The 24,229-nt window shown below is 65.9% G+C and carries 23 protein-coding genes; 7 read left to right on the top strand and 16 right to left on the bottom strand.

The features are described 5' to 3' along the window. Positions 1–114: 114 nt before the first annotated feature. Entirely contained in the window at positions 115–1,218 is a 1,104-nt protein-coding gene (gene proB / locus VNQ78_RS20830; protein WP_414694127.1) for a glutamate 5-kinase, read from the bottom strand. Then, positions 1,215–2,246 carry a GTPase ObgE gene (gene obgE / locus VNQ78_RS20825; protein WP_325693786.1) on the bottom strand — a complete coding sequence of 344 codons (1,032 nt, stop codon included), beginning with the start codon at positions 2,244–2,246 and terminating at the stop codon, positions 1,215–1,217. Before obgE ends, proB begins: the two co-directional genes overlap by 4 nt. A 150-nt stretch (positions 2,247–2,396) precedes the next feature. Between obgE and VNQ78_RS20820 the strand changes: the two genes are divergently transcribed. The 4 genes from VNQ78_RS20820 (at position 2,397) to eno (ending at position 6,335) form a co-directional block, all read left to right on the top strand. Continuing rightward, a complete protein-coding gene (locus VNQ78_RS20820) occupies positions 2,397–2,729 on the top strand; it encodes an SMR family transporter (protein ID WP_414694126.1) in 333 nt (110 codons plus the stop codon). Positions 2,730–2,798: 69 nt separating this feature from the next. Continuing rightward, the gene (locus VNQ78_RS20815) at positions 2,799–4,220 is read left to right on the top strand and encodes a protein adenylyltransferase SelO (RefSeq protein WP_325693780.1); all 1,422 of its coding nucleotides are present in this window, start codon (positions 2,799–2,801) and stop codon (positions 4,218–4,220) included. Positions 4,221–4,235: 15 nt separating this feature from the next. After that, entirely contained in the window at positions 4,236–4,994 is a 759-nt protein-coding gene (locus VNQ78_RS20810; protein WP_325693777.1) for an endonuclease/exonuclease/phosphatase family protein, read from the top strand. Between the two features lie 63 nt (positions 4,995–5,057). Next, complete coding sequence (gene eno / locus VNQ78_RS20805; RefSeq protein WP_325693774.1) at positions 5,058–6,335, top strand: phosphopyruvate hydratase; 1,278 nt, start codon at positions 5,058–5,060, stop codon at positions 6,333–6,335. A 48-nt stretch (positions 6,336–6,383) separates the two neighbouring features. Here eno and VNQ78_RS20800 read toward each other — a convergent pair whose 3' ends face one another. The 3 genes from VNQ78_RS20800 to cysS are packed head-to-tail and all read right to left on the bottom strand — an operon-like array spanning position 6,384 to position 10,185. Beyond that, positions 6,384–7,148, bottom strand: a complete 765-nt coding sequence (locus VNQ78_RS20800) for a squalene/phytoene synthase family protein (RefSeq protein WP_325693771.1) — start codon at positions 7,146–7,148, stop codon at positions 6,384–6,386. Beyond that, on the bottom strand, positions 7,145–8,764 hold the full coding sequence (cimA, locus tag VNQ78_RS20795; protein ID WP_325693768.1) for a citramalate synthase: 1,620 nt from the start codon (positions 8,762–8,764) through the stop codon (positions 7,145–7,147). The genes VNQ78_RS20800 and cimA overlap by 4 nt, the downstream gene beginning before the upstream one ends. Then, positions 8,761–10,185, bottom strand: coding sequence for a cysteine--tRNA ligase (cysS, locus tag VNQ78_RS20790; RefSeq protein ID WP_325693765.1), 1,425 nt, complete (start codon positions 10,183–10,185; stop codon positions 8,761–8,763). Before cysS ends, cimA begins: the two co-directional genes overlap by 4 nt. A gap of 182 nt (positions 10,186–10,367) precedes the next feature. On the opposite strand from cysS, the gene VNQ78_RS20785 reads away from it, so the two are divergent. Then, a complete protein-coding gene (locus tag VNQ78_RS20785; protein ID WP_325693763.1) occupies positions 10,368–10,709 on the top strand; it encodes an MmcQ/YjbR family DNA-binding protein in 342 nt (113 codons plus the stop codon). Positions 10,710–10,799: 90 nt separating this feature from the next. Here VNQ78_RS20785 and VNQ78_RS20780 read toward each other — a convergent pair whose 3' ends face one another. The 10 genes from VNQ78_RS20780 to VNQ78_RS20735 all read right to left on the bottom strand — a co-directional run bounded on the left by VNQ78_RS20780 (position 10,800) and on the right by VNQ78_RS20735 (position 21,457). Continuing rightward, on the bottom strand, positions 10,800–11,246 hold the full coding sequence (locus VNQ78_RS20780) for a pore-forming ESAT-6 family protein (protein ID WP_325693759.1): 447 nt from the start codon (positions 11,244–11,246) through the stop codon (positions 10,800–10,802). Positions 11,247–11,343: 97 nt separating this feature from the next. Beyond that, entirely contained in the window at positions 11,344–12,441 is a 1,098-nt protein-coding gene (locus VNQ78_RS20775) for an ABC transporter ATP-binding protein (protein WP_325693993.1), read from the bottom strand. Positions 12,442–12,497: 56 nt separating this feature from the next. Next, positions 12,498–13,304 carry an ABC transporter permease gene (locus VNQ78_RS20770; protein ID WP_325693756.1) on the bottom strand — a complete coding sequence of 269 codons (807 nt, stop codon included), beginning with the start codon at positions 13,302–13,304 and terminating at the stop codon, positions 12,498–12,500. Continuing rightward, positions 13,301–14,170 carry an ABC transporter permease gene (locus VNQ78_RS20765; protein WP_325693754.1) on the bottom strand — a complete coding sequence of 290 codons (870 nt, stop codon included), beginning with the start codon at positions 14,168–14,170 and terminating at the stop codon, positions 13,301–13,303. The genes VNQ78_RS20770 and VNQ78_RS20765 overlap by 4 nt, the downstream gene beginning before the upstream one ends. A gap of 99 nt (positions 14,171–14,269) precedes the next feature. Further along, positions 14,270–14,695, bottom strand: a complete 426-nt coding sequence (locus VNQ78_RS20760) for a secondary thiamine-phosphate synthase enzyme YjbQ (RefSeq protein WP_325693751.1) — start codon at positions 14,693–14,695, stop codon at positions 14,270–14,272. Continuing rightward, positions 14,692–16,140: a DNA recombination protein RmuC gene (gene rmuC / locus VNQ78_RS20755; protein ID WP_325693749.1), complete on the bottom strand. Its 1,449-nt coding sequence runs from the start codon at positions 16,138–16,140 to the stop codon at positions 14,692–14,694. Before rmuC ends, VNQ78_RS20760 begins: the two co-directional genes overlap by 4 nt. A 184-nt stretch (positions 16,141–16,324) precedes the next feature. Then, positions 16,325–16,741, bottom strand: coding sequence for a BLUF domain-containing protein (locus tag VNQ78_RS20750; RefSeq protein WP_325693747.1), 417 nt, complete (start codon positions 16,739–16,741; stop codon positions 16,325–16,327). 2 nt (positions 16,742–16,743) lie between these two features. Beyond that, complete coding sequence (gene rpoD, locus VNQ78_RS20745; RefSeq protein ID WP_325693744.1) at positions 16,744–18,732, bottom strand: RNA polymerase sigma factor RpoD; 1,989 nt, start codon at positions 18,730–18,732, stop codon at positions 16,744–16,746. A gap of 163 nt (positions 18,733–18,895) precedes the next feature. After that, complete coding sequence (gene dnaG, locus VNQ78_RS20740; protein ID WP_325693742.1) at positions 18,896–20,830, bottom strand: DNA primase; 1,935 nt, start codon at positions 20,828–20,830, stop codon at positions 18,896–18,898. Between the two features lie 42 nt (positions 20,831–20,872). Further along, a complete protein-coding gene (locus tag VNQ78_RS20735) occupies positions 20,873–21,457 on the bottom strand; it encodes a TetR/AcrR family transcriptional regulator (protein WP_325693740.1) in 585 nt (194 codons plus the stop codon). Between the two features lie 98 nt (positions 21,458–21,555). Between VNQ78_RS20735 and VNQ78_RS20730 the strand changes: the two genes are divergently transcribed. Beyond that, a complete protein-coding gene (locus VNQ78_RS20730) occupies positions 21,556–21,921 on the top strand; it encodes a hypothetical protein (protein ID WP_325693737.1) in 366 nt (121 codons plus the stop codon). 20 nt (positions 21,922–21,941) lie between these two features. Then, positions 21,942–23,105 carry an alpha-hydroxy acid oxidase gene (locus VNQ78_RS20725; RefSeq protein WP_325693734.1) on the top strand — a complete coding sequence of 388 codons (1,164 nt, stop codon included), beginning with the start codon at positions 21,942–21,944 and terminating at the stop codon, positions 23,103–23,105. Here the strand turns inward: VNQ78_RS20725 and VNQ78_RS20720 are convergent. Beyond that, positions 23,096–24,124 carry an acyltransferase family protein gene (locus tag VNQ78_RS20720; protein ID WP_325693731.1) on the bottom strand — a complete coding sequence of 343 codons (1,029 nt, stop codon included), beginning with the start codon at positions 24,122–24,124 and terminating at the stop codon, positions 23,096–23,098. The genes VNQ78_RS20725 and VNQ78_RS20720 overlap by 10 nt on opposite strands. Between the last annotated feature and the right edge of the window lie 105 nt (positions 24,125–24,229).

Raw genomic sequence — 24,229 nt, 5'->3', positions numbered from 1 at the left:
ACCTCGCATGGGTATTTAAGAAACGGTGAAGATCTGGCGCAGCGCCTCATCTTCACCGTTTCTTAAATACCCATGCCAAGGGTGAAGCCTGGTGCAAAGCCTACCGGATAGGCCTCAGACCACCATATCGTCGCGATGGATCAGGGCGGCGCGGCCGGGATAGCCGAGGATCGCCTCGATCTCGTCGCTGCGATGGCCGGCAATGGCGCGGGCCTCGCTTGCCGAATAGCGCACGAGCCCGCAGGCGAGCCGTGCGCCCTGCGTGTCGAGGACCGTGACCGGGTCGCCGCGGCCGAAGCGGCCGCTGACCGCGCTGATCCCGGCGGGGAGGAGGGATTTTCCGTTCCTGAGCGCGATCGCCGCGCCGGGATCGACGATGATCTCTCCCTTGGGCTTCATTGCCGCGATCCAGCGCTTGCGGGCCGCCTGCGGATCGGTGTCGGGCAGGAACCAGGTTACCCGCGCGCCATCGGCCACGGCGCGCAGCGGGTTCAGGACCGAGCCCTCGGCGATAGCCATAGCGCAGCCGCCGGCGACGGCGGTGCGGGCAGCCATCAGCTTGGTCTTCATCCCGCCCTTGCTGAGACCGGAGATCGGATCGCCGCCCATCGCCTCGATCTCGGGCGTGATCTGTTCGACGACCGGCAGGTGGCGGGCATCGGGATCGGTCTTGGGGTTGGCGGTATAGAGCCCGTCCACGTCCGAGAGGAGGAGGAGCTGGTCCGCCCCGCATGTCACCGCGATCTGGGCCGCGAGGCGGTCATTGTCGCCGAAGCGGATCTCGTCCGTTGCGACGGTGTCGTTCTCGTTCACGATCGGCACCACGCCGAGGCCCAGAAGCGTCTGCATGGTGGCGCGGCTGTTCAGATAGCGGCGGCGGTCCGTGGTGTCGTCGAGCGTGACCAGAAGCTGCGCCGTGGTCACGCCATGCGGAACCAGCGCCTCCTCATAGGCGCGGGCGAGGCGGATCTGGCCGACGGCTGCGGCGGCCTGCGATTGCTCGACCCTGAGCGGGCCCGGCGGCAGGCCGAGCACCTGCCGGCCAAGCGCGATCGCACCGGAGGAGACGAGGACGACATCGGTGCCGCGCGCGCGGGCCGCCGCGACATCGTCGCAAAGCGCCCGCAGCCATTCGCCGCGCAGACCATCGCCATTGACGAGCAGCGCCGAGCCGATCTTGACGACCAGCCGCCGCGCCTTGACCAGCGCCGGGGTCACGGTTGCCACGGCCTGTCGTCCTGCTCGCTGACCGGTTTGCGCGAGGGAGCGATCTCGGTCCAGAGGGCGCGCAGCACGTCCTGCACCCCCTCGCGCGAGACGCCGGACATCAGGTGGACCGGGCCGCCGATCTCGGCCTCGAGTTCGGCGCGGCGCTCGGCCAGCGTCTCGGGGTCGAGCGCGTCGATCTTGTTCAGCGCGGTGATGCGCGGCTTTTCCGCGAGCGCCGGGGAATAGGCCTCAAGCTCGGTCAGGATGGTCCGCGCATCGCCCGCCACGTCCTCGGCCGTGCCGTCGATCAGGTGGAGCAGCACGCGCGAGCGTTCGACATGGCCGAGGAACTGGTCGCCGAGGCCCCTGCCCTCGGACGCGCCCTCGATCAGGCCCGGGATGTCGGCCATGACGAATTCATGCCCGTCGATGCCGACCACGCCCAGATTGGGATGCAGCGTCGTGAAGGGATAATCCGCGATCTTCGGCCGCGCGTTCGAGACGGCCGAGAGGAAGGTCGACTTCCCGGCATTCGGCAGCCCGACAAGGCCCGCATCGGCGATCAGCTTCAGGCGCAGCCACAGCGTGCGCTCGACCCCCGGCAGGCCCGGATTGGCATTGCGCGGCGCACGGTTGGTCGAGCTTTTGAAATGCAGGTTGCCGAAACCGCCATTGCCGCCCTTGGCCAGCAGCACGCGCTGGCCCGGCTCGGTCAGGTCGACGATCACCGTTTCCTGATCCTCGTCGAGGATCTCGGTCCCGACCGGGACGCGCAGGATCGCGTCATCGCCGCTGGCGCCGGTCCGCTGCGACCCCATGCCGTGCTGGCCGGAGCTGGCGAAGAAATGCTGCTGGAAGCGGAAGTCGATCAGCGTGTTCAGCCCCTCGACCGCCTCGGCCCAGACATCGCCGCCGCGACCGCCATCGCCGCCATCGGGGCCGCCGTATTCGATGAATTTCTCGCGGCGGAAGGACACGCATCCCGCGCCTCCGCCGCCGGACCGGACATAGACCTTGGCGAGATCGAGGAACTTCACGGGATTTTCCTTGCGGATGAGGGTTGGGGCAGAGCGTGGGATACGCGCTTGCCCCTGCCGATTCAAGGGTGGCGCTTCAAGGGCGGCGTGACAATCCCGCCTTGGTCGGGCTAGATCTGCGGCGAAAGCCGCCACGGAGTCGAGATGCCCCTGCTGACCTATGCCACGCTGATCGTCGCGATTTCGCTGGAGGTCGTCGGCACCACCTTCCTGCAGCGCAGCGAGCAGTTCACCCGCCTCGTGCCCACGCTGCTGATGGGGCTCTGCTATGCCGCGTCCTTCTATTTCCTGTCGCTGACCCTGCGGGCCATGCCCCTGGGGATCGCCTATGCGATCTGGAGCGGGCTTGGCATCGTGCTGGTCTCTGCGATCGGCCTCGTGGTCTTTGGCCAAAGGCTGGACCTGCCGGCGGTGATCGGACTGGGGTTGATCGTGGCCGGGGTGATCGTGGTCAATCTGTTTTCAAAGAGCATCACGCATTGAGGCGCGACCGGTCCCGCGCCCTTAACATTTGCGCATTGAAGGCTAGATAAGGTCGAAAGGAGGGTCACGATGATCCACTTCGACAACAGCTATGCCCGCCTGCCCGAGGGCTTCTTTACCCGGACCGCGCCGACCCCGGTTCGCGACCCGAAGCTCATTGCGCTGAACCGGCCGCTGGCGCTGCGGCTGGGGCTTGATCCCGACTGGCTTTCCGGCCCGGAAGGCCTGCAGATGCTGGCCGGGAACGCCGTGCCCGAGGGCGCGGAGCCGATCGCGCAGGCCTATGCCGGGCATCAGTTCGGCGGCTTCTCGCCCCAGCTTGGCGACGGGCGCGCGATCCTGCTGGGCGAGGTGGTGGCTCCCGACGGCCTGCGCTTCGACATCCAGTTGAAGGGCTCCGGCCCCACCCCCTTCTCGCGCCGGGGCGACGGTCGGGCGTGGCTGGGTCCGGTCATGCGCGAATATCTGGTCAGCGAGTTCATGGCGGCCTTTGGCGTGCCGACGACGCGGGCGCTGGCCGCCGTCTCGACCGGAGAGACGGTGATCCGCGAGACCGTGCTGCCGGGCGCCGTCCTGACCCGCATCGCGGCCAGCCATATCCGGGTCGGCACCTTCGAGTTCTATGCCGCGCGGGGCGACCGCGAGCGGCTGCGCCTGCTGGCCGAGCATGTCATCGCGCGCCATTACCCGGACGCTTCCGGCCCCGCCGACCTGCTGCAACGCGTGGTCGAGGCGCAGGCCCACACGATTTCCTGCTGGATGGGGCTGGGCTTCATCCACGGCGTGATGAACACCGACAACATGTCCGTTTCGGGCGAGACGATCGACTATGGCCCCTGCGCCTTCATGGACGAATACCGGCCCGACAAGGTCTTTTCCTCGATCGACACGCAGGGGCGCTATGCCTGGAACGAACAGCCGAGGATCGCGGTCTGGAACCTCGCCCAGCTTGCAAGCTGCCTCGTCCCGCTGATGGGGAATGACGATGCGGCGGTGGCCGAGGCGACGCGGATCGTGCACAGCTTCCCCACCATCTATCAGCGCGAATGGCTGGCCCGCTTCGCGGCCAAGCTGGGCATTTCACAGCCCCGGGACGAGGATCGGAAGCTGGTCGAGCGGCTCCTCGACCTGATGGCGGCCGAGGGATCGGATTTCACGACGACCTTCGCCGCGCTGAGCGAGGGTGACGGGGCGCGCGACCATTTCCTCGATCGCGCGGGTTTCGACGCCTGGGCGGCGGATTGGCGCGCGCGCATCGCCGGGCTCGACGACGCGGCCGAGGTCATGGCGCGGGCCAATCCGCGCCGCATCCCGCGCAACCACCGCATCGAACAGGCGATCGCCGCGGCGCGGGACGAGGGGGACTATACCCTTTTCCATCGGCTGGATGCCGCCCTGCGCGAGCCCTTCGCCGACCGGCCGGAATGGCAGGACTTGTCCTTGCCACCGGAACCGGATGAGATCGTCCAGCGTACATTCTGCGGCACCTGAGCGAAGAAAGGCCCCATGTCCTCGCATTCGGATCGATTGAGACTGGCAAGCTACAACCTGCACAAATGCCGCGGCATGACCGGGCCGCACGCACCGGAACGCAATCTGAAGGTGATTGCGGATATCAATGCCGATGTAATCGCGTTGCAGGAGGTTGATTTCCGCCTCGGCCGGCGGCCGGAGGCGCTGCCGCGCGCGCTGATCGAAGCCGCGACCGGCCTTGTCCCGGCGGTGTTCAACCCGACCGGCGAAAATTCGCTGGGCTGGCACGGGCAGACGATCCTGCTGCGCCCCGAACTTCTGGAACAGGCGCGGATCCGCCGCCTGCCGCTGCCGGGATTCGAGCCGCGCGGTGCGCTTGCGCTGCGGCTGCCGGGCCTGACCATCATCGCCATGCATCTGGGGCTGGCGCGGTCCTCGCGCCGTGCGCAACTGCGCCGGATCATCGCGCAGGCCGGGCGCTTTGGCCATGACCGGCTGGTCCTGACCGGCGATTTCAACGAATGGCGCGACAATCGCGGGCTGGAGGCGCTGGAGCCGATGCATGTCCTCGCCCCCGGTCCAAGCTGGCCCGCGCCCTTCCCGCGGCTGCGCTATGACCGCTTCGCCGTCTCGCGCGGGATCGAAGTCCTCGATTCCGGCGTCTGGGACAACGAGGTCGCGCGGCAGGCCTCGGACCACCTGCCGATCTGGGCGGATATCGCGCTTGAGCCGCGCTCGGCCGCACCTGAACCCGGGATTTCCGGCCGTGTGAGCGATAACCCCGCGGAATGATGCTTTTCTGCATCTGCGAAGGCCGCTACACATCGCCTAAACTTTGTCACGAGAGGGACGGACATGACCGCCATCATCGACATTTTCGCGCGCGAGATCCTGGACAGCCGCGGCAACCCGACCGTCGAGGTCGATGTCACGCTGGAGGACGGCACCATGGGCCGCGCCGCGGTGCCCTCGGGCGCCTCGACCGGCGCGCATGAGGCCGTCGAGAAGCGCGACGGCGACAAGTCGCGCTACATGGGCAAGGGCGTCCTCGAAGCCGTGGCCGCCGTGAATGGCGAGATCGCCGAGAACCTGATCGGCGAGGACGTGACCGACCAGATCGGCATCGACCGGCTGATGATCGAACTCGACGGCACCGCGAACAAGGGCCGCCTTGGCGCGAATGCCATCCTCGGCGTCTCGCTGGCCGCCGCGAAAGCCGCCGCCGAGACCAGCGCCCAGCCGCTTTACCGCTATGTCGGCGGCACCGGCGCCCGCATCCTGCCGGTCCCGATGATGAACATCATCAATGGCGGCGAGCATGCCGACAACCCGATCGACATTCAGGAATTCATGATCATGCCGGTCGCGGCGGAGAACATCCGCGAAGCCGTGCGCATGGGCTCCGAAGTCTTCCACACGCTGAAGAAAGAACTGTCCTCGGCCGGCCTCTCGACCGGGATCGGCGACGAGGGCGGCTTTGCCCCGAACCTCTCCAGCGCGCGCGACGCGCTCGATTTCATCCTGAAGGCGATCGAGAAGGCCGGCTATGCGCCGGGCGACGACATCATGCTGGCGCTCGACTGCGCCTCGACCGAGTATTTCAAGGGCGGCAAATACGAGATGAAGGGCGAGGGGAAATCCCTGACCCCGGCGGAAAACGTCGCCTATCTGGAAGCACTCTGCAACGACTACCCGATCCTGTCGATCGAGGACGGCTGCTCGGAAGACGACTGGGACGGCTGGAAACTCCTGACCGACACGCTGGGGAACCGCGTGCAGCTGGTCGGCGACGACCTTTTCGTGACCAACCCGGCGCGTCTGGCCGAGGGGATCGCGCGGGGCTGCGGCAACTCGCTTCTGGTCAAGGTGAACCAGATCGGCACCCTGACCGAGACGCTGGATGCGGTCCGCATGGCCGACCGCGCGCGCTATACATCGGTCATGTCGCACCGTTCGGGCGAAACCGAGGACGCGACCATCGCCGACCTCGCCGTCGCGACCAACTGCGGCCAGATCAAGACCGGCTCGCTGGCGCGGTCCGACCGGCTGGCGAAATACAACCAGCTGATCCGCATCGAGGAAATGCTGGGCGCTTCCGCCGAATATGCAGGGCGTAGTATCCTGCGCGGCTGATCTTCGCGGGACCGGAATGACGAAGGGCGGCCCATGGGCCGCCCTTTTTCACATCCACCAGCGATGGGTCAGGGCGAAGGCCCCAAGCGCAAGCCGCCTTCGGAACTCGGATGGGTGGGGCCTGGCGGCCAGCGCCTCGACCCCCAGTGGCGCGGCGTCGAGGACGGGCTTCACCCCTGCCCCTCCGAACAGAACCGGGGCCAAGCTGCGCGGCACGTCGCGGCGCAGGCCGCGCGCCTCGGCCAGTCTCTGCCGCGCCATGGCCGCGATGCGGCCAAGCGCCTCGGGCGAGGGGTCCCAGAGCCCGAGCCCCAGCCCTTGCAGGGCAGGCAGCGCGGCAAGCCAGGTCGCAAGCCCCAGACCCTCGGCCTGCGCGGCGATCGCGGGCATCGCGGCCTGCGGCCCATCGAGGGCCTCGGCCGCGAATCCGGCCAACGGCACCGCCGTCGCCCGCACATAGGCCGCGACCGCGTCCGGCCCGTCATGCGGCTCACGCGCGCAATCCCTGCGGCGACCCTCGGCCAGCACGGCAAAGGCTGCGGCGCGTTCGCCCCATGCCTCGGCCAGTGGGCCCAGAAGCTCATGGGATGCGACATTCCCCTCGCCGATATCCTCAAGCCGCTCGATCCACCATTGCACCCGCATCTCGGCGATCAGCGGCTCGTTCGAGGCGAGCGGGGCGCGCGCAAGCTCAAGGTTCAGCGCGTAGAGGGTCAGCAATCGCGGCCGCGCCGCCGCCGGGGCCAGCAGACAGATGCCGAAGCGGTCCGGGTCATGCTCGCGAAGCTCTTCGGCGCAATGCTCAAAGCTCATGCCGGGGCCACGCCGTCGCGGATCAGCTTCCAGCGGATCGCATCGACCAGCGCCTCGAAGCTCGCATCGACGATATTGTGCGAGACACCGACCGTGGACCAGCGGCGCCCCTGCCCGTCGGCGCTGTCGATGATGACGCGCGTGACCGCATCCGTGCCGCCCGCGGTGATGCGGACCCGGAAATCGACAAGCTGCATATCCTCGATATGCGACTGGTAGGGCCCCAGATCCTTGGCCAGCGCGCGGGAAAGCGCATTGACCGGGCCGCGATCCTGCCCCTCCTCGTCCATGCTTTCGCTGACAGAGAGCATGCGCTCCTCGCCGATGCGCACGACGACCACCGCCTCCGAGACGGTGATGCGGCGACCCAGCGCGTTCTTGCGCCGCTCGACCGTGACGCGGTAACGCTCGACCCCGAAGAACTGCTCAAGCCGGCCAAGCTCGGACAAGGCCAGCAGCTCGAAGCTGGCCTGCGCGCCGTCATAGGCATAGCCCTCGTCCTCGCGGGTCTTCACCAGATCGAGGATGCGACCCAGCGCCGGATCGTCGCGGCCGACCTCGATGCCGGCATCCGCCAGCCGGGCGCGCAGGTTCGACTGCCCGGCCTGATTGGACATCGGGATGATGCGCTCATTGCCGATGATGCCCGGCCCGACATGTTCATAGGTCGCGGGATTTTTCAGGATCGCGCTGGCATGAAGGCCCGCCTTATGGGCAAAGGCCGATGTCCCGACATAAGGCGCGGCGCGCGAGGGGGCGCGGTTCAGGATCTCGTCCAACCGGCGCGAGAGGCGGGTCAGCCCCGCCAGCCCCTCGGCCGAGACGCCGATTTCCAGCGACGAGCAGAACGGCTCCTTCAGCATCAGGGTCGGGATCAGCGTGGTCAGGCTGGCATTGCCGCAGCGCTCGCCCAGACCGTTCAGCGTGCCCTGAATCTGGCGCGCGCCCGCCTCGACCGCCGCAAGCGTGCAGGCCACCGCATTGCCGGTATCGTCATGGCAATGGATGCCAAGGCGGTCGCCCGGAATGCCGCCCGCGATCACCGCGCGGGTGATCTCGGCCACCCGGCCCGGCAGGGTGCCGCCATTCGTGTCGCAAAGCACGATCCAGCGCGCCCCCGCCTCCAGCGCGGCCCGCAGACAGGAGAGCGCATAGTCCGGGTCGTCCTGATAGCCGTCGAAGAAATGCTCGGCATCGAACAGCGCCTCGCGCCCCTCGGCGACCAGATGCGCGACCGAAGCGCGGATATTCTCGACATTCTCGTCCAGCGAGATCCCCAGCGCCTCGCGGACATGGAAGGGATGGGTCTTGCCGACAAGGCAGACCGAACCCGTGCCGGCATTCATCACCGCCGCAAGCACGTCGTCATTCGCGGCCGAACGCCCGGCGCGCTTGGTCATGCCGAATGCGGTCATGGTGGCGCGCGTCTTGGGCGCCGCCGCGAAGAAGTCGCTGTCGGTCGGGTTCGCCCCCGGCCAGCCGCCCTCGATATAATCGACGCCAAGCTGATCGAGCATCAGCGCGATCTCGGTCTTTTCGGCGGCCGAGAATTGCACGCCCTGCGTTTGCTGCCCGTCGCGCAAGGTGGTGTCGTAAAGATAAAGGCGATCCGTCACAGCAAGGCCCCCAGAGCCGCCACATCAAGGCGCGGACCGGCCAGAAGCTCGACCCCCGCCTTGGACATGCGCACCTCGACCCCGGCTTCGGTCAGCGCGGTCTTGAGCGCGTCGACGGCCGAGAAATCCTTGCTCTGCATCGCATCGGCCCGCAAAGCCACCAGCTTCTGCGTCAGCTCCTCGATCGCGTCCTTGACCGAGAAATTGACGTTCGCGATGCTGGCAAGATCATGGCGCATCCAGTCGCCCATCTCGGGCTGGAGCAAGCCGAGGAACCGGGCCGAAGCCAGCAGCAGGGGCGGATCATCGCGCAGCCCGTGCAGGACAGAAATCGCGCCCGCGGTGTTCAGGTCATCGGCCAGCGCCTCGATCACGCGCGGATCGGGCGCCGCCGCCGGCTCGACATCCTTGGTCAGTACGCGCCAGTCCCACAGCGTATCCTCGGCCGCCTGTGCCTTCTCGGCGGTCCAGTCCATGGGCTTGCGGTAATGGGTCGAAAGCAGGACAAAGCGGATCGCCTCGCCCGGCACGCGCTTTTCCAGCAGGTCGCGGACGGTGAAGAAATTGCCGAGCGACTTCGACATCTTCTTGCCCTCGACCTGCAGCATCTCGTTATGCAGCCAGACATGGGCGAAATCGCCATGCGGATGGGCGCAGCAGCTTTGCGCGATCTCGTTCTCATGGTGGGGAAATTGCAGGTCGATGCCGCCTGCATGGATGTCGAAGCTTTCGCCCAAAAGTTCATAGGCCATGGCCGAGCATTCGATATGCCAGCCCGGACGGCCCCGGCCCCAGGGGCTGTCCCAGCCCGGCAGCTCCGCATCCGAAGGCTTCCACAGCACGAAATCCATCGGGTCGCGCTTGAAGGGCGCAACCTCGACGCGCGCACCCGCGATCATGTCATCGACCGAACGGCCCGAAAGCCGACCATATTCGGGGAAGGAGCGCACGTCGAAGAGGACATGCCCCTCTGCCGCATAGGCATGGCCCTGCGCGATCAGGATTTCGATCATCGCGATCATCTGGCCGATATAGTCGGTCGCGCGCGGCTCATGGTCGGGACGCTCGGCCCCCAGCGCGTCCATGTCGGCGTGATACCAGCTGATCGTCTCCTCGGTCCGTTCGCGGATCAGTTCCTCGAGCGTGCCGGAGGCGCCCAGTTCCTTGCGCTGCACTGCCGCGGCGTTGATCTTGTCATCCACGTCGGTGAAATTGCGCACATAGGTCACATGATCCGCGCCATAGACATGGCGCAGCAGCCGCACCAGCACGTCGATCACCACCACCGGGCGGGCATTCCCCAGATGCGCCCGGTCATAGACCGTCGGGCCGCACAGATAGAGCCGCACATTGGCAGGGTCGATCGGCCGAAAGACCTCTTTCCCGCGGGTCTTGGTATTCGTCAGTCTGATCTCGACCATGACTTCCCTCGAATTGGGCATCCCGAACCTGTCCCGGCGCGGGCGTCATTGGTCACGAAGGTAACGCCCGCCTGAATTTTCAGCCGGTAATGATGCAGCGGATGGTGGCGGCGCAAAACTTCATGCCGTTGCCATAAACCATCGCCTTGTCTCTGCCAAGAGAGGCTGCAAAACTCGCAAGCATGAGCCGCGAACTTGTCAATGAGATCTGCGCCGGGCAACCGGGGGCGGAATGGTCCGATCCCTGGGGTGGAGGGCATGATTGCTGGAAGATCGGTGGCAAGACATTCGCCGTGACCGGCACGGCCGGAACCCATGTCGCGGTCAAGACCGATGGCGCCGAGCTTGCCGCCTTCCTGATCGAAACCGGAGTGGCCGAGCGCGCGGCCTATCTGCATCGAAGCTGGGTCGCCCTGCCCCTCGATTCCGCGCCCGATGAACTGGCCCATCGCATCCGCCACAGCTATCGGCTGGTGCGCCATGCGCTGCCGAAGAAGGTGCAGGCGGGATTGCCGCCCCTTTAAGCAAAGGGGCCGGCCCCCATCGCGAAGGGCCGGCCCCGGCATTCCCGGCCGGAGCGACCCTGACCGGAAATGCCATCAATTGTCAGTCCGTCAACTCGGCACTTGCGCGGCGAGTTGCTGGAGGAGCGTGTCCATCTGCTTGCAGAGCGCATCCTCGGTCGTCTTCTGCTCGGTGGCGGCATCGGCAAGCGTGCGCTCGACGCCCATGGCCGAGACGGTGCCTTCCTTGCCCTTGGCCTCGGCCGCGTCACCCTTGGCGGTGTCACCGGCCGGGATCATGGCGAGCAGCTTGGTCTGGGTCTCGACCGCCTTGCCGTCGATGAAGCCCTTTTCCTGGCAATAGTTCAGCACGCCCAACTGGTTGCGCGCGCTTTCATATGCAGCGCCATTGTCCTGCACCGGCGCGGCCGCAGGGGCCTCGGTCGTGGCCGGAGCGGCGGGCGCCGCGGGCGCGGCCTCCTGAGCCGAGGCGATGCCTGCGGTCAGCGCCGAAGCGGCCAAAGCGAGTGCGGGAAGAATGGCGGAACGTGCGATCATCTTGGATCTCCGTCTGTTGCATTGCCTGACGAACGTGGCACGCCTCGGCCCGGGCCGCAAATCCGGCATGGCAATATCTTGCCGGAAGGCGTGGAAATCAGCGGAAAAGCACCAGCGAGCCGGGAGACCAACTCACATTCGCGCGTGTTCCGACATCCTGCACCTCGCGGCCAAAGACGTTGCGCATGGCGATCCTGACCGGGCGCGCCTTGCCGTCGAAACTGGCCGAGCCGTCGAGCCGCACGTCGTAATAGGTCATGTCGCCGTAATAGACGACCTCGTCGATCACCCCCCCGGTGACGCGCCCGGTCCCCGACTGGCTGGCCGAAAGCAGCGAGACGGCCTCGGGCCGGAAGCCGACCGAAGGCCCCTCGTCGCCCGGATCCCTGCGGCTGACATTGCCGGCCGGGATCTCGACCCGGCCCAGACCGGGCACCTCGACCTCGACGCCGTTCGGCGTTTCGCCAAGGACATGGGCGGGCAGGAAGTTCATCACGCCGATGAAATTCGCGACGCGGCGGCTGGTCGGGCGGGCATAAAGCGCCTCCGGCCCGTCAAGCTGGGCGATCTGCCCCTCGAACATGACGGCGATGCGGTCGGACATGACCAGCGCCTCCTCCTGATCATGGGTGACGAGGACGAAGGTGATGCCGACCTGACGCTGCAACTTGATCAGTTCGACCTGCATCTGCTCGCGCATCTTGCGGTCCAAGGCGGATAGCGGTTCGTCCAGCAGCAGCACCTTGGGCTTCAGGATCAGCGCGCGCGCCAGCGCCACGCGCTGCCGCTGGCCGCCGGAAAGCGCGTGGCTGGCGCGTTTGCCATAGCCCTTGAGGCCGACCATCTCCAGCGCCTCCTCGACCGCGGCGGCCTTCTCGGCCTTGGAGCGCGGGTCGCGGCGCAGGCCGAAGCCCACATTCTCGGCCACGGTCAGGTGGGGAAAGATCGCGTAGGACTGGAAGACCATATTGGTTGGGCGGCGGTTCGCCGGCACCCCCTCCATGTTCTGCCCGTCGATCAGCACGGCACCCGAGGAAATATCCTCGAACCCCGCGATGGTGCGCAGAAGCGTGGTCTTGCCGCAGCCCGAAGGGCCGAGGAGCGAAAAGAACTCCCCCTCGCGGATCGTCAGGTCGATGCCCCGCAGCGCGTGGTAATCGGAATAGTATTTCTGCACGTCCCGGCATTCGATCATCGGACGGGCGGCCGCCGTGCGGGCGCGATGCGCGGCAGTGCTGCTGCTTGGGGTCGTCACAGGAAGCCTCCGGTATCCTTGGCGCCGGTCTTGGCAAGGCCGCGACGGCGGAAATATTCGGCGATGGTCAGAAGAAGGATCGACATCACGACCAGCACCGTCCCCAGCGCCATGATCATCGGAGTCTGTTTCGGGAAACGCAGCTGGCTGAAGATATAGGTCGGCAGCGTCGGCTCGTTCCCGGCAAGGAAGAAGGCGATGATGAATTCGTCCAGACTGATCGTGAAGCTCATCAGCAGCGAGGAGATGATCCCCGGCATGACCAGCGGCAGGATGACCAGCCGGAACGCGCTCCATTTCGTTTCCCCAAGGTCATAGGCCGCCTCCTCCAGCGACCGGTCGAGCGAGTTGAACGCGGTCGAGAGGATCACCGTCGCATAGGGCATGCAGATCAGCGTATGGCCAAGGATCACCGTCAGGATGCTGAGCTGCACCCCGATCGAAAGCAGCACGACGAGGAGCGAGATCGAGACGATGATCTCGGGCAGGACCAGCGGCAGCATGATCATCGCCATGATCGGCGTCTTGCCCGGAAACTCGAACCGGGTCGAGGCGCGGGCGGCGAAGATGCCCAGGCAGGTCGCAAAGACCGAGGCCGAGACCGCGATGGTCAGCGAATTGAACAATGCCTTCCTGAGCGAGGCATTGCCGAACATCTGCACGAACCATTCGGTCGTGAAGCCCTTCAGCGGAAAGGAAATGACGGTGCCCGAGTTGAAGGCAAAGACCGGCAGAAGGAAAATCGGCGCATAGAGAAAGAGCAGATAGGCGACCGCATAGACCCTGAGACCGCCGCCCTTCATTGCCGCACCTTCAGGAAGCGGCGGTTCACGAGGACGAAGAGCAGGCTGAGGATCGCAACCACCAGCATCGAGGAGACGGCCAGCGCCGAACCCATCGGCCGGTTGTCCTGATCCAGCATCTGCGACTGGATCATGTTGGCGATCATCGGGATCTTGCCACCGCCGATCAGCGCCGGCGTCACATAGTCGCCGATGGTCGGGATGAAGACGATCAGCGAGGCCGCGACCACGCCCGGCATGGCAAGCGGCAGCGTCACCCGCCAGAAGGTCATCGCCCGGCTCTCGCCAAGGTCGCGCCCGGCCTCCAGCAGCGAGCGGTCGATCTTTTCCAGCGCGATGAAGATCGGCAGGATCGCGAAGGGCGCATAGGCATGGGCCAGCGTCATCACCATCGAGTTGATGTTGTAGAGCAGGAAGCTCAGCGGCTGCTCGATGATGCCAAGCGATTTCAGCCCGGAATTGATGACGCCGTTATAGCCGAGGATCACCTTCCACAGGAAAACCCGGATCAGGTAGCTGGTCCAGAACGGGATGGTGATCAGGAAAAGCCACAGGCCCTTGCGCTCGGCCGCGACGACGAAGCTGAGGAAATAGGCGACCGGGAAGGCCAGCGCGACCGTTACCAGCGTCACCATCGCCGCGACGCCCAGCGAACGGCGCAGGATGGTGTGGAAGATCGGGTCCGACCAGACCGCGCGGTAATTCTCCAGTGTGAATTCGCGGATGACCGTCAGATAGCCATCCTTCAGGAAGGAATAGGCAAGGATGGTCACCAGCGGCGCCGCCATGACCAGAACGGCATATGCGAGTGGTGGCGCGATCAGGGTAAGACCCTGCGCCGCCTGCGATCGGTTGCCTGCCGCCATTCCCTGTCCTTGCACCTTGGCCATGCGCCTTTTGTTGCTCAAATTTTTCACAACATGACGACAAGTGAAAGGAAATTTAGCGCCGGGGGCCGAGCTTGTTCAACCTGCCTGAAACGCGGCCAGCACCTCGCGCCGATGCGGGGCAAGGCGGTGTTCGACAAGGTAGACGCCCTGCCATGTGCCAAGCAGCATCCGCCCACGCTCGACCGGGACCTGCAGACTGGTCGGAAGGATCGCGGCCTTCAGATGCGCCGGCATGTCGTCCGGGCCTTCGTCCCGGTGGGTGATCCAGCCCATCGACGGCTGATCGGCAGAGGGCGCGACGCGATCCAGCCAGGCCAGCAGGTCACGCTGCACATCGGGATCGGCATTCTCCTGAATCAGCAGCGAGCAGGACGTGTGCCGGACGAGCAACGTCAGGACACCGTCCCCGGCACCGATCGAGGCGAGCCATTCACTGAGCCTGCGGGTGATCTCGTGAAGCGCCGGCCCCCTTGTCTCGACATGGAGGCGGGTCAGGCTCACTCCGCCGCTTCCTCGGGCAGGGGAAGCGTGCCGCCGTCATGGTCGAGGCCGAGGCGCTTTTGCGTGCGCGCGCCCAGTTCCCGCAGCATCTCGGCCTGACGGATGACATTGCCCGAGCCGCGCGACAGCCGGTCCATCGCCGTGGCGTGGCTTTTCTGCGCCTTGTCGAGGGCGACACCCACATCCTCGATCGCCGAGACGAAGCCATGCAGCTTGTCGTAAAGCTGGCCCGCCCGCGCCGCGATCTGCATCGCGTTCGACTCGCGCCGCTCGACGGTCCAGATGTGATCGACGGTGCGCAAGGTCAGCATCAGCGTGGTCGGCGTCGCAAGGCCGACGCGGTTTTCCATCGCATATCGGGCAAGATCGGGATCGACCCGCAGCGCCTCGGAAAACGCGCCCTCGACCGGAATGAACATCAGCACGTAGTCGACCGAGCCGTCGTCCAGCGCCTGATAGCCCTTGGCGGCAAGCTGCGCGACATGGCCGCGGACCGAGGCGACGTGGCGGCGCAAGGCCGCCTCGCGCAGCAGCGGATCCTCGGCATTCACCGCTTCCTCATAGGCGTTGAGCGAGACCTTGCTGTCGATGACCAGCAGCTTGCGCTGCGGCATCCTGACGATGACATCGGGGCGCCACAGCTTGCCCTCGGCGTCGCGGTGGCTGGTCTGGCTGTGGTAATGGGTGCCTTCCAGAAGGCCGGAATCCTCAAGGATCCGCTCAAGGATCATCTCGCCCCAGGCGCCGCGCTTCTGGCTGTCGCCCTTCAGCGCGCGGGTCAGCGCGACGGCCTCCTGCGAGATCTGTTCGGAGCGTTTGTGCAGGTATTCGATCTGCTCCTTCAGCCGCGCCCGCTCCTCGTCGGTGGCTTTGTTCCGGGTCTGAAGCTCGGTCTGGAAGCGGTTCACCTGCTCCTTGAACGGGTTCAGCAGCGCGTTCAGCTGGTCGCCATGCGTCTTCTGCATCTCGGCCCCCTGCACGCGCAGGGTTTCGTTCGCCATCAACCGGAAATGGCCGGTCATTTCCTCGCGCAGTTCGCGCAGGGTCTGGATGTCACGCTCGGCCGCCTCGCGGTCCTTCTCGGCTGCAAGCCGGGTTTCGGCCAATTCGCGCTGCAGCGATGAGAGCAACCCGCGCTCGCGGTGGAGAGCGTCGGTCAGCCCGTCCCGCTCCTCGACCAGTTCCCGCATGCGCTGGTTCAGCGCCTCGCCCCGCGTCTCAAGCCGGCTCGCGGCAAGAAGCTGGTCGCGCAGCGCCCGGCTTTCCTGCTCCAGCCGGTCGCGCAATCCATCCTCGGCAATGCGGGAGGCAAGCGCCGCCGCCGCCGCCGCGCGCCGTGTCCTGGCCAGCGCGATACAAAGGATCAGGGCCACGCCAAGCGCAAGCACAAGGAGAACCTGCAGGTTCGCACTCTCCCCAAGCCATGCTTCGATCTTCCCGCTCACGCTGCCCACCATCTTGGGCCGCCGTCGCGACCCTTTCCTTGATCCAGCTGTGACTGTTCACCTTTTGCCCCGAAAATGCAAGCAAGCATTGGTGATCAGAGGTCGCCCGCGCCCCAATACCTAGATTGCATCACGAATGACAAATGCCGCGCCCATGGGACGCGGCATTTTCATTTTCGCCGGATCAGGCCGATCGCAGGCCGCGCAGCTCAGACAGCATGAAATCCAGCAACCCGCGCGAGAACGAGGTCTGGTCGCTGACCTGGATCCCCTGCTCGGCCACCCAGTCGAAGAGGGTGCCGGCATTCGAGGTTCCAAAGCCCATCTCCCAGCCGCGGAACCTGCGGTCGGGCTGCGTGCCCTGCCAGATGAAATCGACATCCCAATGGCGGCGGTCGCCGGTGATCATCTGGCCAACCTCGGCCAGCGCATTCGGCGGACCCTCCAGCCACTGATAGAAACAGCCGTCCTCGAGATGGAGATAGCCCGTCAGCCCGAATGCCTGATTGCGGGACCGGGACGCAGCCAGAATGTCCGCGCAGCCCGAAGACCGCGCAGTCAACTCCGTCCGGCTGCGATAGAGAAAAAAGGACGTCTCCAATCCTACTGATCCAGGAACGACCGAAGTTTCCGCGACCGGCTCGGGTGCTTGAGCTTGCGCAGCGCCTTCGCCTCGATCTGCCGGATCCGTTCACGCGTGACGCTGAACTGCTGGCCGACCTCTTCCAGCGTGTGATCGGTGTTCATGCCGATGCCGAAGCGCATCCGCAGAACCCGCTCCTCGCGCGGGGTAAGGCTGGCCAGAACCCGGGTCGTCGTCTCCTTCAGGTTTTCCTGAATGGCGCTGTCTAGCGGCAGGACGGCGTTCTTGTCCTCGATGAAATCGCCAAGCTGGCTGTCTTCCTCGTCCCCGATCGGGGTTTCGAGGGAGATCGGCTCCTTGGCGATCTTCATCACCTTGCGGACCTTCTCCAGCGGCATCTGGAGTTTCTCGGCCAGTTCCTCGGGCGTCGGCTCGCGACCGATCTCATGCAGCATCTGCCGCCCGGTCCGCACCAGCTTGTTGATCGTCTCGATCATGTGGACCGGGATACGGATGGTGCGGGCCTGATCAGCGATCGAGCGCGTGATCGCCTGACGGATCCACCAGGTCGCATAGGTCGAGAACTTGTAGCCGCGCCGATACTCGAACTTGTCCACGGCCTTCATCAGGCCGATATTGCCTTCCTGAATAAGATCAAGGAATTGAAGGCCACGGTTCGTGTATTTTTTAGCAATCGAGATGACGAGGCGCAGGTTCGCCTCGACCATTTCCTTCTTGGCCTGACGCGCCTCTTTCTCGCCGCGCTGGACCTGGTTCACGATGCGGCGGAACTCTTCGATATCGACGCCGACATGCTGGCCGACCATGGCCATGTCGCTGCGCAGGTTCTCGACCTGGCTGCGCGATTTCTCGAAAAGGTGCTGCCAGCCGCGCCCCTTGTTGGTCATCATCCGGTCAACCCAGGTCGGGTCAAGCTCGCAGCCGCGATAGGCGTCGATGAACTCGCGCCGGTTGATGCGCGCCGCGTCGGCCAGCTTCACCATGCCCGAGTCGATGGTCACGATACGGCGGTTGATGCCATAGATCTGGTCGACCAGCGCCTCGATCCGGTTGTTGTGCAGGTGAAGCTCGTTCACCAGCCCGACGATGCGCGAGCGCAGGCGCTGATAGGCGATCTCATCGGCGGCCGAGAAGGTGCCGTCCTCGTTCAGCGTGGCCGACATGCGGTTGTCCTGCATGTGCGCCAGTTCTTCGTAACCCTGGGCGATCAGCTCCAGCGTCTCGAGCACCCTGGGCTTCAGCGAGGCTTCCATGGCCGAGAGCGACAGGTTCTGGCCGTCCTCGTCCTCTTCCTCGTCCTCGGACCGCCGCATCGGGTTGCCATCGGCGTCGAGTTCCTGATCATCGCGACCGTTCGCATTACCGGCCTCGGCGCGCGGCGCCTCTTCGGCCAGCACGTCCTCTTCCTCGCCCTCCTCGTCCATCGAGCGGCCGAAGGTGGTTTCGAGGTCGATCACGTCGCGCAGCAGGATGTCTTCGTCCAGAAGTTCCTGCCGCCACATGGTAATGGCCTTGAAGGTCAGTGGGCTTTCGCAAAGGCCCGCGATCATGGTGTTGCGCCCGGCCTCGATCCGCTTGGCGATGGCGATCTCGCCCTCGCGCGACAGCAGCTCGACCGAACCCATCTCGCGCAGATACATCCGCACGGGGTCGTCGGTCCGATCCAGCTTCTCGGTCTCGGTCGTCGCGACCGCGATCTCGCGCGAGCCGGAAGAGGTCGTCGCGACCTCGCCCGCCGACTCGCCGTCGTCGGATTCCTCATCGTTCTCGACGACGCGGATGTCCATTTCGGACAGCATCGACATCACGTCCTCGATCTGGTCGGAACTGACTTGTTCCGGCGGCAGGACGGCGTTGAGCTGGTCATAGGTGATGAAGCCGCGTTCGCGCCCCTCGGCGATCATCCGCTTCACCGCAGCCTGGCTCATGTCCAGCGAGTGATCGTCGTCCTTGGTGTCGGGCTTCTGGTCGTCGTCGTTAGCTGCCATGCTGGCTCCCTTGAAGCGGTGATTCGCGAATCGGCGAATCGGGATCGGCTATCGGCCGGTTCTATCGAAGTCCGGGCAGGAATCAAAGCCTGCCGCCCGAACCGGGATCAGTGATTCGCCGACCCTGATTCGGACCCGGAGGGGTCGGCAGGAAAGGATCGGCTCAGCGGCGCGGTTTGCGCCAGATTTCATTCTCGAGCGCGGCACGCAATTGCGCCGCCATCGCTTCGCGATCCTCGCCCAGATCCGAAAGATCGGCGAGCGAGGGGTGATCGGCCAATTGCCGCGCACGCGCCGATTGCGCGACGCGCCAGGTCAGGCCCTCATCGGCCATCCCCTCGATCTCGGCCTCGGCGCGGGCAATCTCTTCGCGTGCAGAGCGCCGCGCCTCAATCCGGTCGAGCGCGTTCGCGAGAATCCCGCCCGCGGCATCACCCTCCTGCGGTCGCAGGATCGCCGGAGCGGCCCTGACATGGGGTTCGGCCATGACGCTTTCAAGGGCGCGCTGGCCCGCCTGGGACTGGCTGCCGGCAAGAAGATCATGGATCAGCGCCGCCCGGTCCGCATCCGCCGGCTCAAGCCGTTCGAGCCGCGGCTCGACCGCGGCGATCAGCTCGGGATGGGTCGCGCAGATGGCAAGGACCATGGCCTCGATCATCCCCTCGGCCGCATGTTCGTCAAGATCGGGCGCCGAAAGCCGCGAGGCGCGGGTCGAGGCGACCGGCGCCACCGGCCCCGGAAACGCGCCGCGCATCCCCTTCGGCTGCCAGGCTGCGCGCGGAGCCATGGGCTGGGTCGCGGGTTCGCGGCGACGATTGCCGAAAAGCTCCCATTTAAGCTGTTTCAGCGCCGCGAAATAATGCTCGCGCGTGTCCTTGTCGGGAACCCGCGCCACCGCATCGCCCAAGGCCTTGTCCAGCGCGGCCTTGCGCTCGGGGCTGTCAAAGACCTTGCCCTCGGTCTCGCGCCGCCAGAGCAGGTCGACCAGCGGCCGGGATTCGTCCAGCACCGCCGACATCGCCGCCGCGCCCCTGCCCCGGATCAGGTCGTCGGGATCCTGCCCCTGCGGCAGGAAGGCAAAGCGCAGCGCCTGCCCCGGCGCGGTCATCGGCAAGGCCAGGTCGATCAGCCGCATGGCCGCGCGCAACCCCGCGCTGTCGCCATCCAGCGCGATCACCGGCTCGGGCGAGATGCGCCACATCAGGCGAAGCTGGTCCTCGGTGATCGCGGTCCCCAAGGGGGCCACGGCGCCCTCGAAACCGGCGCGGACCAGCGCGATGACATCCATATAGCCCTCGGCCACGACCAGCGGCTTGCCCTTGGCGACAGCCGCCCGCGCCGGGCCGACATTGTAGAGGTTGCGCCCCTTGTCAAACAGCGCGGTCTCGGGGCTGTTGAGGTATTTCGCCCGCGCATTCGGATCCATGGCCCGCCCGCCAAAGGCGATGCAGCGCCCGCGCCCGTCGCGGATCGGGAACATGATCCGCCCCCGGAACCGGTCAAAGGGCGCGCCGCCGTCATCGGGCTTTGCGACCAGCCCGGCCTCGACGATGAGCGCCTCGGCGATCCCCTTCGAGCGCAGGGCATTGAAAAGCCCCTGCCGCTGATCCGGCGCGAAGCCGATGCCGAACTGCTCGCAGGCCGCGCCGTCCAGACCGCGCCGCGCCAGATAGTCCCGCGCATCCGCGGCAAGGCCGGAGCCGAGTTGCAGCCGGAACCAGCGCACGGCCTGTTCCATGAGCTCGACCAGTTCGGTGCGCCGGTCGGCGCGCTCGACGCTCCTCGGGTCGCGCTCGGGCATCTGGAGCCCGGCCTCGGAGGCGAGGATCTCGACCGCCTCGATGAAGCCCAGCCCCTCGGCCTCGCGCAGGAAGGTCAGCGCGTCGCCCTTGGCGTGGCAGCCGAAGCAGTAATAGAAGCCCTTCTGATCATCGACATGGAAGGATGCGGTCTTTTCGCCGTGGAAGGGACAGGGCGCCCACCAGTCGCCCTTGGCCTGGTTCGAGCGGCGCAGATCCCACACCACCTTGCGGCCGATCACGCGCGACAAAGGCACGCGGGCGCGGATCTCATCAAGGAATTGGGGCGGAAGACTCATGCTGCCTTATATCTGATTGCGCGGACCGGATGGAAAGGAAAATCAGGCGCCGACCGCGCCACGGACCAGATCCCAATAGATGGCGACCACCCGCTCCTGATCAAGCCGGCCGCCTTCGCGATACCAGTTGGTCACGCCGGTCAGCATGGCGATCAGCGCCATGGTGGTCAGCCGCAGGTCAGGGACATGCATCACGCCCTCGGCCTCGCCCGCGGCAAGAATCGCCTCCAGCGCCTGTTCGTAGCGGCGGCGCAGTAGGGCGATCTGGCGGCGATTTTCGGGGCTGAGGCTGCGCAGCTCCATATAGGAGAGGAACACCGCCTCGGGCCGGGCAATGCTGGTCTCGACGTGGAAGCGCAGAAAGGCGTTCAGCCGCTCCAGCGCCGGTCGCGCCGGATCGTCCTGCCATTCGGCCAGCAGATCCTCCATATGGCCGCGCAGAAGATCGGCCAGCAGCGCCTGCTTATCAGGGGTATAGGCATAGATCGTGCCGACCTGCACGCCGACCTCGGCCGCGATCTGGCGCATCGAGACGGCGCTATAGCCGTGACGCGCGAACAGGTTGCGCGCAGCCTCACGGATCAGCGGTCCGGTAATTTCTGCCTTTGATCCATGCGTGCGAGCCATGCCTACTTCTAGGCCGGGCGGCAGACGGCGGAAAGAGCGGATCTTGTGCCGGACTTCACCTCGCGCCTATGCTGACGCGCGTTCGGACGGGGGATTGGATGACGGTGACACGGAACGGTTTGGCGCTGGCGGCATTGCTGGCGCTGGCGGGTTGCGACGACCGCATGGGGGATTACCCCGCCCTGCTGCCCACCGACCAGCTTCTGGCCGAGCCGCGCCTGCCCCAGCACGCGGCCGAGGTGGCGGCAAGCCCCGATTCGGTCGCCCACGGCCTTGAGGGCCGGGCGGCCGGCCTTCGATCCGGCCCGCCTGCGCCCACCGGGACCGGCGCGGACCTGGCCGCGCGGGCCGATGCGCTGCGCAGCCGGGCAGCCACGCTCTCGAACAAATCGCTCGACGCCTGCCCGGATGGGGCCGCGTCCTGCGATGAACCCGCCCCGGCACCCGCCCCTGCCGGCAACTGAAACCAAGGAAGGAAGGCCAAATGCCCGTTATCACCTGCATCGACGATCTGAAGGCGATTTACCGTCGACGGGTGCCCCGGATGTTCTATGACTATGCCGAGAGCGGCAGCTATACGGAAAGCACCTTCCGCGAGAACAGCACGGATTTCGCCAAGATCAAGCTGAGGCAGAAGGTCGCCGTCGACATGACCGGCCGGACCACCGAAAGCACCATGATCGGCCAGAAGGTCGCGATGCCCGTGGGCCTCGCCCCGGTGGGCATGACCGGGATGCAATGCGCCGATGGCGAGATCAAGGCCGCGCGGGCCGCCAAGAAATTCGGCGTGCCCTTCACCCTCTCGACCATGTCGATCTGCTCGATCGAGGACGTGGCCGAGGCGACGCAGCATCCGTTCTGGTTCCAGCTTTACGTCATGCGCGACCAGGAATTCCTCGAGGCGATCATCGAGCGGGCGAAGCGCGCCAATTGTTCGGCGCTGGTGCTGACGCTCGACCTCCAGATCCTCGGCCAGCGGCACAAGGATCTGAAGAACGGCCTTTCCGCCCCGCCCAAGCTGACGCTGCCGGTCATGCTGAACCTCGCGATGAAGCTGGGCTGGGGGCTTGAGATGCTCAGGACCAAGCGGCGGTATTTCGGCAATATCGTCGGCCATGCCAAGGGCGTCGGCGACACCTCCTCGCTGATGAGCTGGACGGCCGAGCAGTTCGACCCCCAGCTCGACTGGACGAAGATCGCGCGCATCCGCGACCTCTGGGGCGGCAAGCTGATCCTGAAGGGCATCAATGATCCCGACGACGCCCGCATCGCCGCCGATTTCGGCGCGGATGCGATCATCGTCAGCAACCATGGCGGGCGCCAGCTTGACGGGGCCGCAAGCTCGATAAGGATGCTGCCCGACATCCTCGAAGCCGTCGGCGACAAGATCGAGGTGCATCTCGACAGCGGCATCCGCTCGGGTCAGGACGTGCTGAAGGCCCTCGCCATGGGGGCGCATGGCACCTATATCGGCCGCGCCTTCATCTACGGGCTGGGCGCAATGGGCGAGGCGGGCGTCACCAAGGCGCTGGAGATCATCCAGAAGGAACTCGACATCACGATGGCGCTTTGCGGCGAACGCGACGTGAAGAACCTGGGCCGCCACAACCTGATGATCCCGAAGGGCTTTCTCGAGCCCTATATCTGATCCGGCCGGAGGGTCTGCCGCGCAGGCCCTCCCCCCGCCGCGGGGCGGTCATGCCTGCCGAGCCGCCGGAACAGGACCGGCTTCATCCGATCCCAGCACATCAGCGCGATGACCGGCAGGCTGACCCCGGCCGCCACATAGATCACCACGTCGTCGATGCCGAAGAAATGACGCAGGAACAGGATGACGAAGATATGCAGGAAATAGATGCTGGAGGACCAATTGCTGAGGTTGACGTTCACCTCCGGCAGATCGGCCCGCAGGAAGGCCAGAAACAGCAGGACCGGCGCCAGAATGGCGAGGAGCGGCATCTCGGGCAGGACGCTGAGGCTGAGGCCGTGCAGGCGCAGGACGATCATCGCCTCGACCAGCCGCGCCCCGAACAGAACCGCCACCGCAAGCCAGAGCAACCCGAGCCGCGGCAGGCGGTCACGCCCGTTCCGCGCCACCCAGACCGCGAGGGCATAGCCGATCGCGGCAAAGGGAAAGATGACCGTCAGCCCGTTTCGCTGATACTCCAGCGGCATGTCGGATTGCGCGAAGAAGGCCCAGAAGGACATGGCCTGCCCCAGCAGGTAAAGGACAAGCGCGGCCAGCAGCATCGGCCAAAGCCCGCTGCGCGTGATCTCGCCTAGCCGCAGGAAGCCCATGATCAGCACCGCCGCGACGATCAGCCCGGCGATATACCACAGATGCATCGTGCCAAAGACCACCGCAATCAGCACCTCATGCAGGGTCGAATAGGGCTTGAGCCAGATCGGCACATAGAACAGCGTCCAGAAGGCATAGACCAGCACCAGCCCCGACAGCCATTTCCGCGACTTCCCGCGCGAGCGGGTGAAGAAGAAGCAAAAACCGGAAACGACCGAGAATGCGGGGACCAGACTGCGCAGCACGCTCATCCCCAGCAGATAGCTCCATTCCCGCAAATCCATGTGAATCAACAGCGAATGGGCGACCACGACTCCGATCGCGAGGAGGCATTTCAGATAATCTATTGAAATGGAACGCTGCGACATCAATAACCCCGGACAACAGGAAAAGACTGCTCCCTATGCGGTATTGCGGACAAGCGTTTTCCCGCCGATCGGCTATCTTTTTTCGCTTCCAAAATCCAGACGATT

Origin of the sequence: Paracoccus sp. (in: a-proteobacteria) (genome assembly GCF_035556475.1) — a bacterium.
GTDB lineage: Bacteria > Pseudomonadota > Alphaproteobacteria > Rhodobacterales > Rhodobacteraceae > Paracoccus.
Note: the sequence above shows the minus strand (reverse complement) of the source record. Positions and strands in the feature narration are given on the sequence as shown.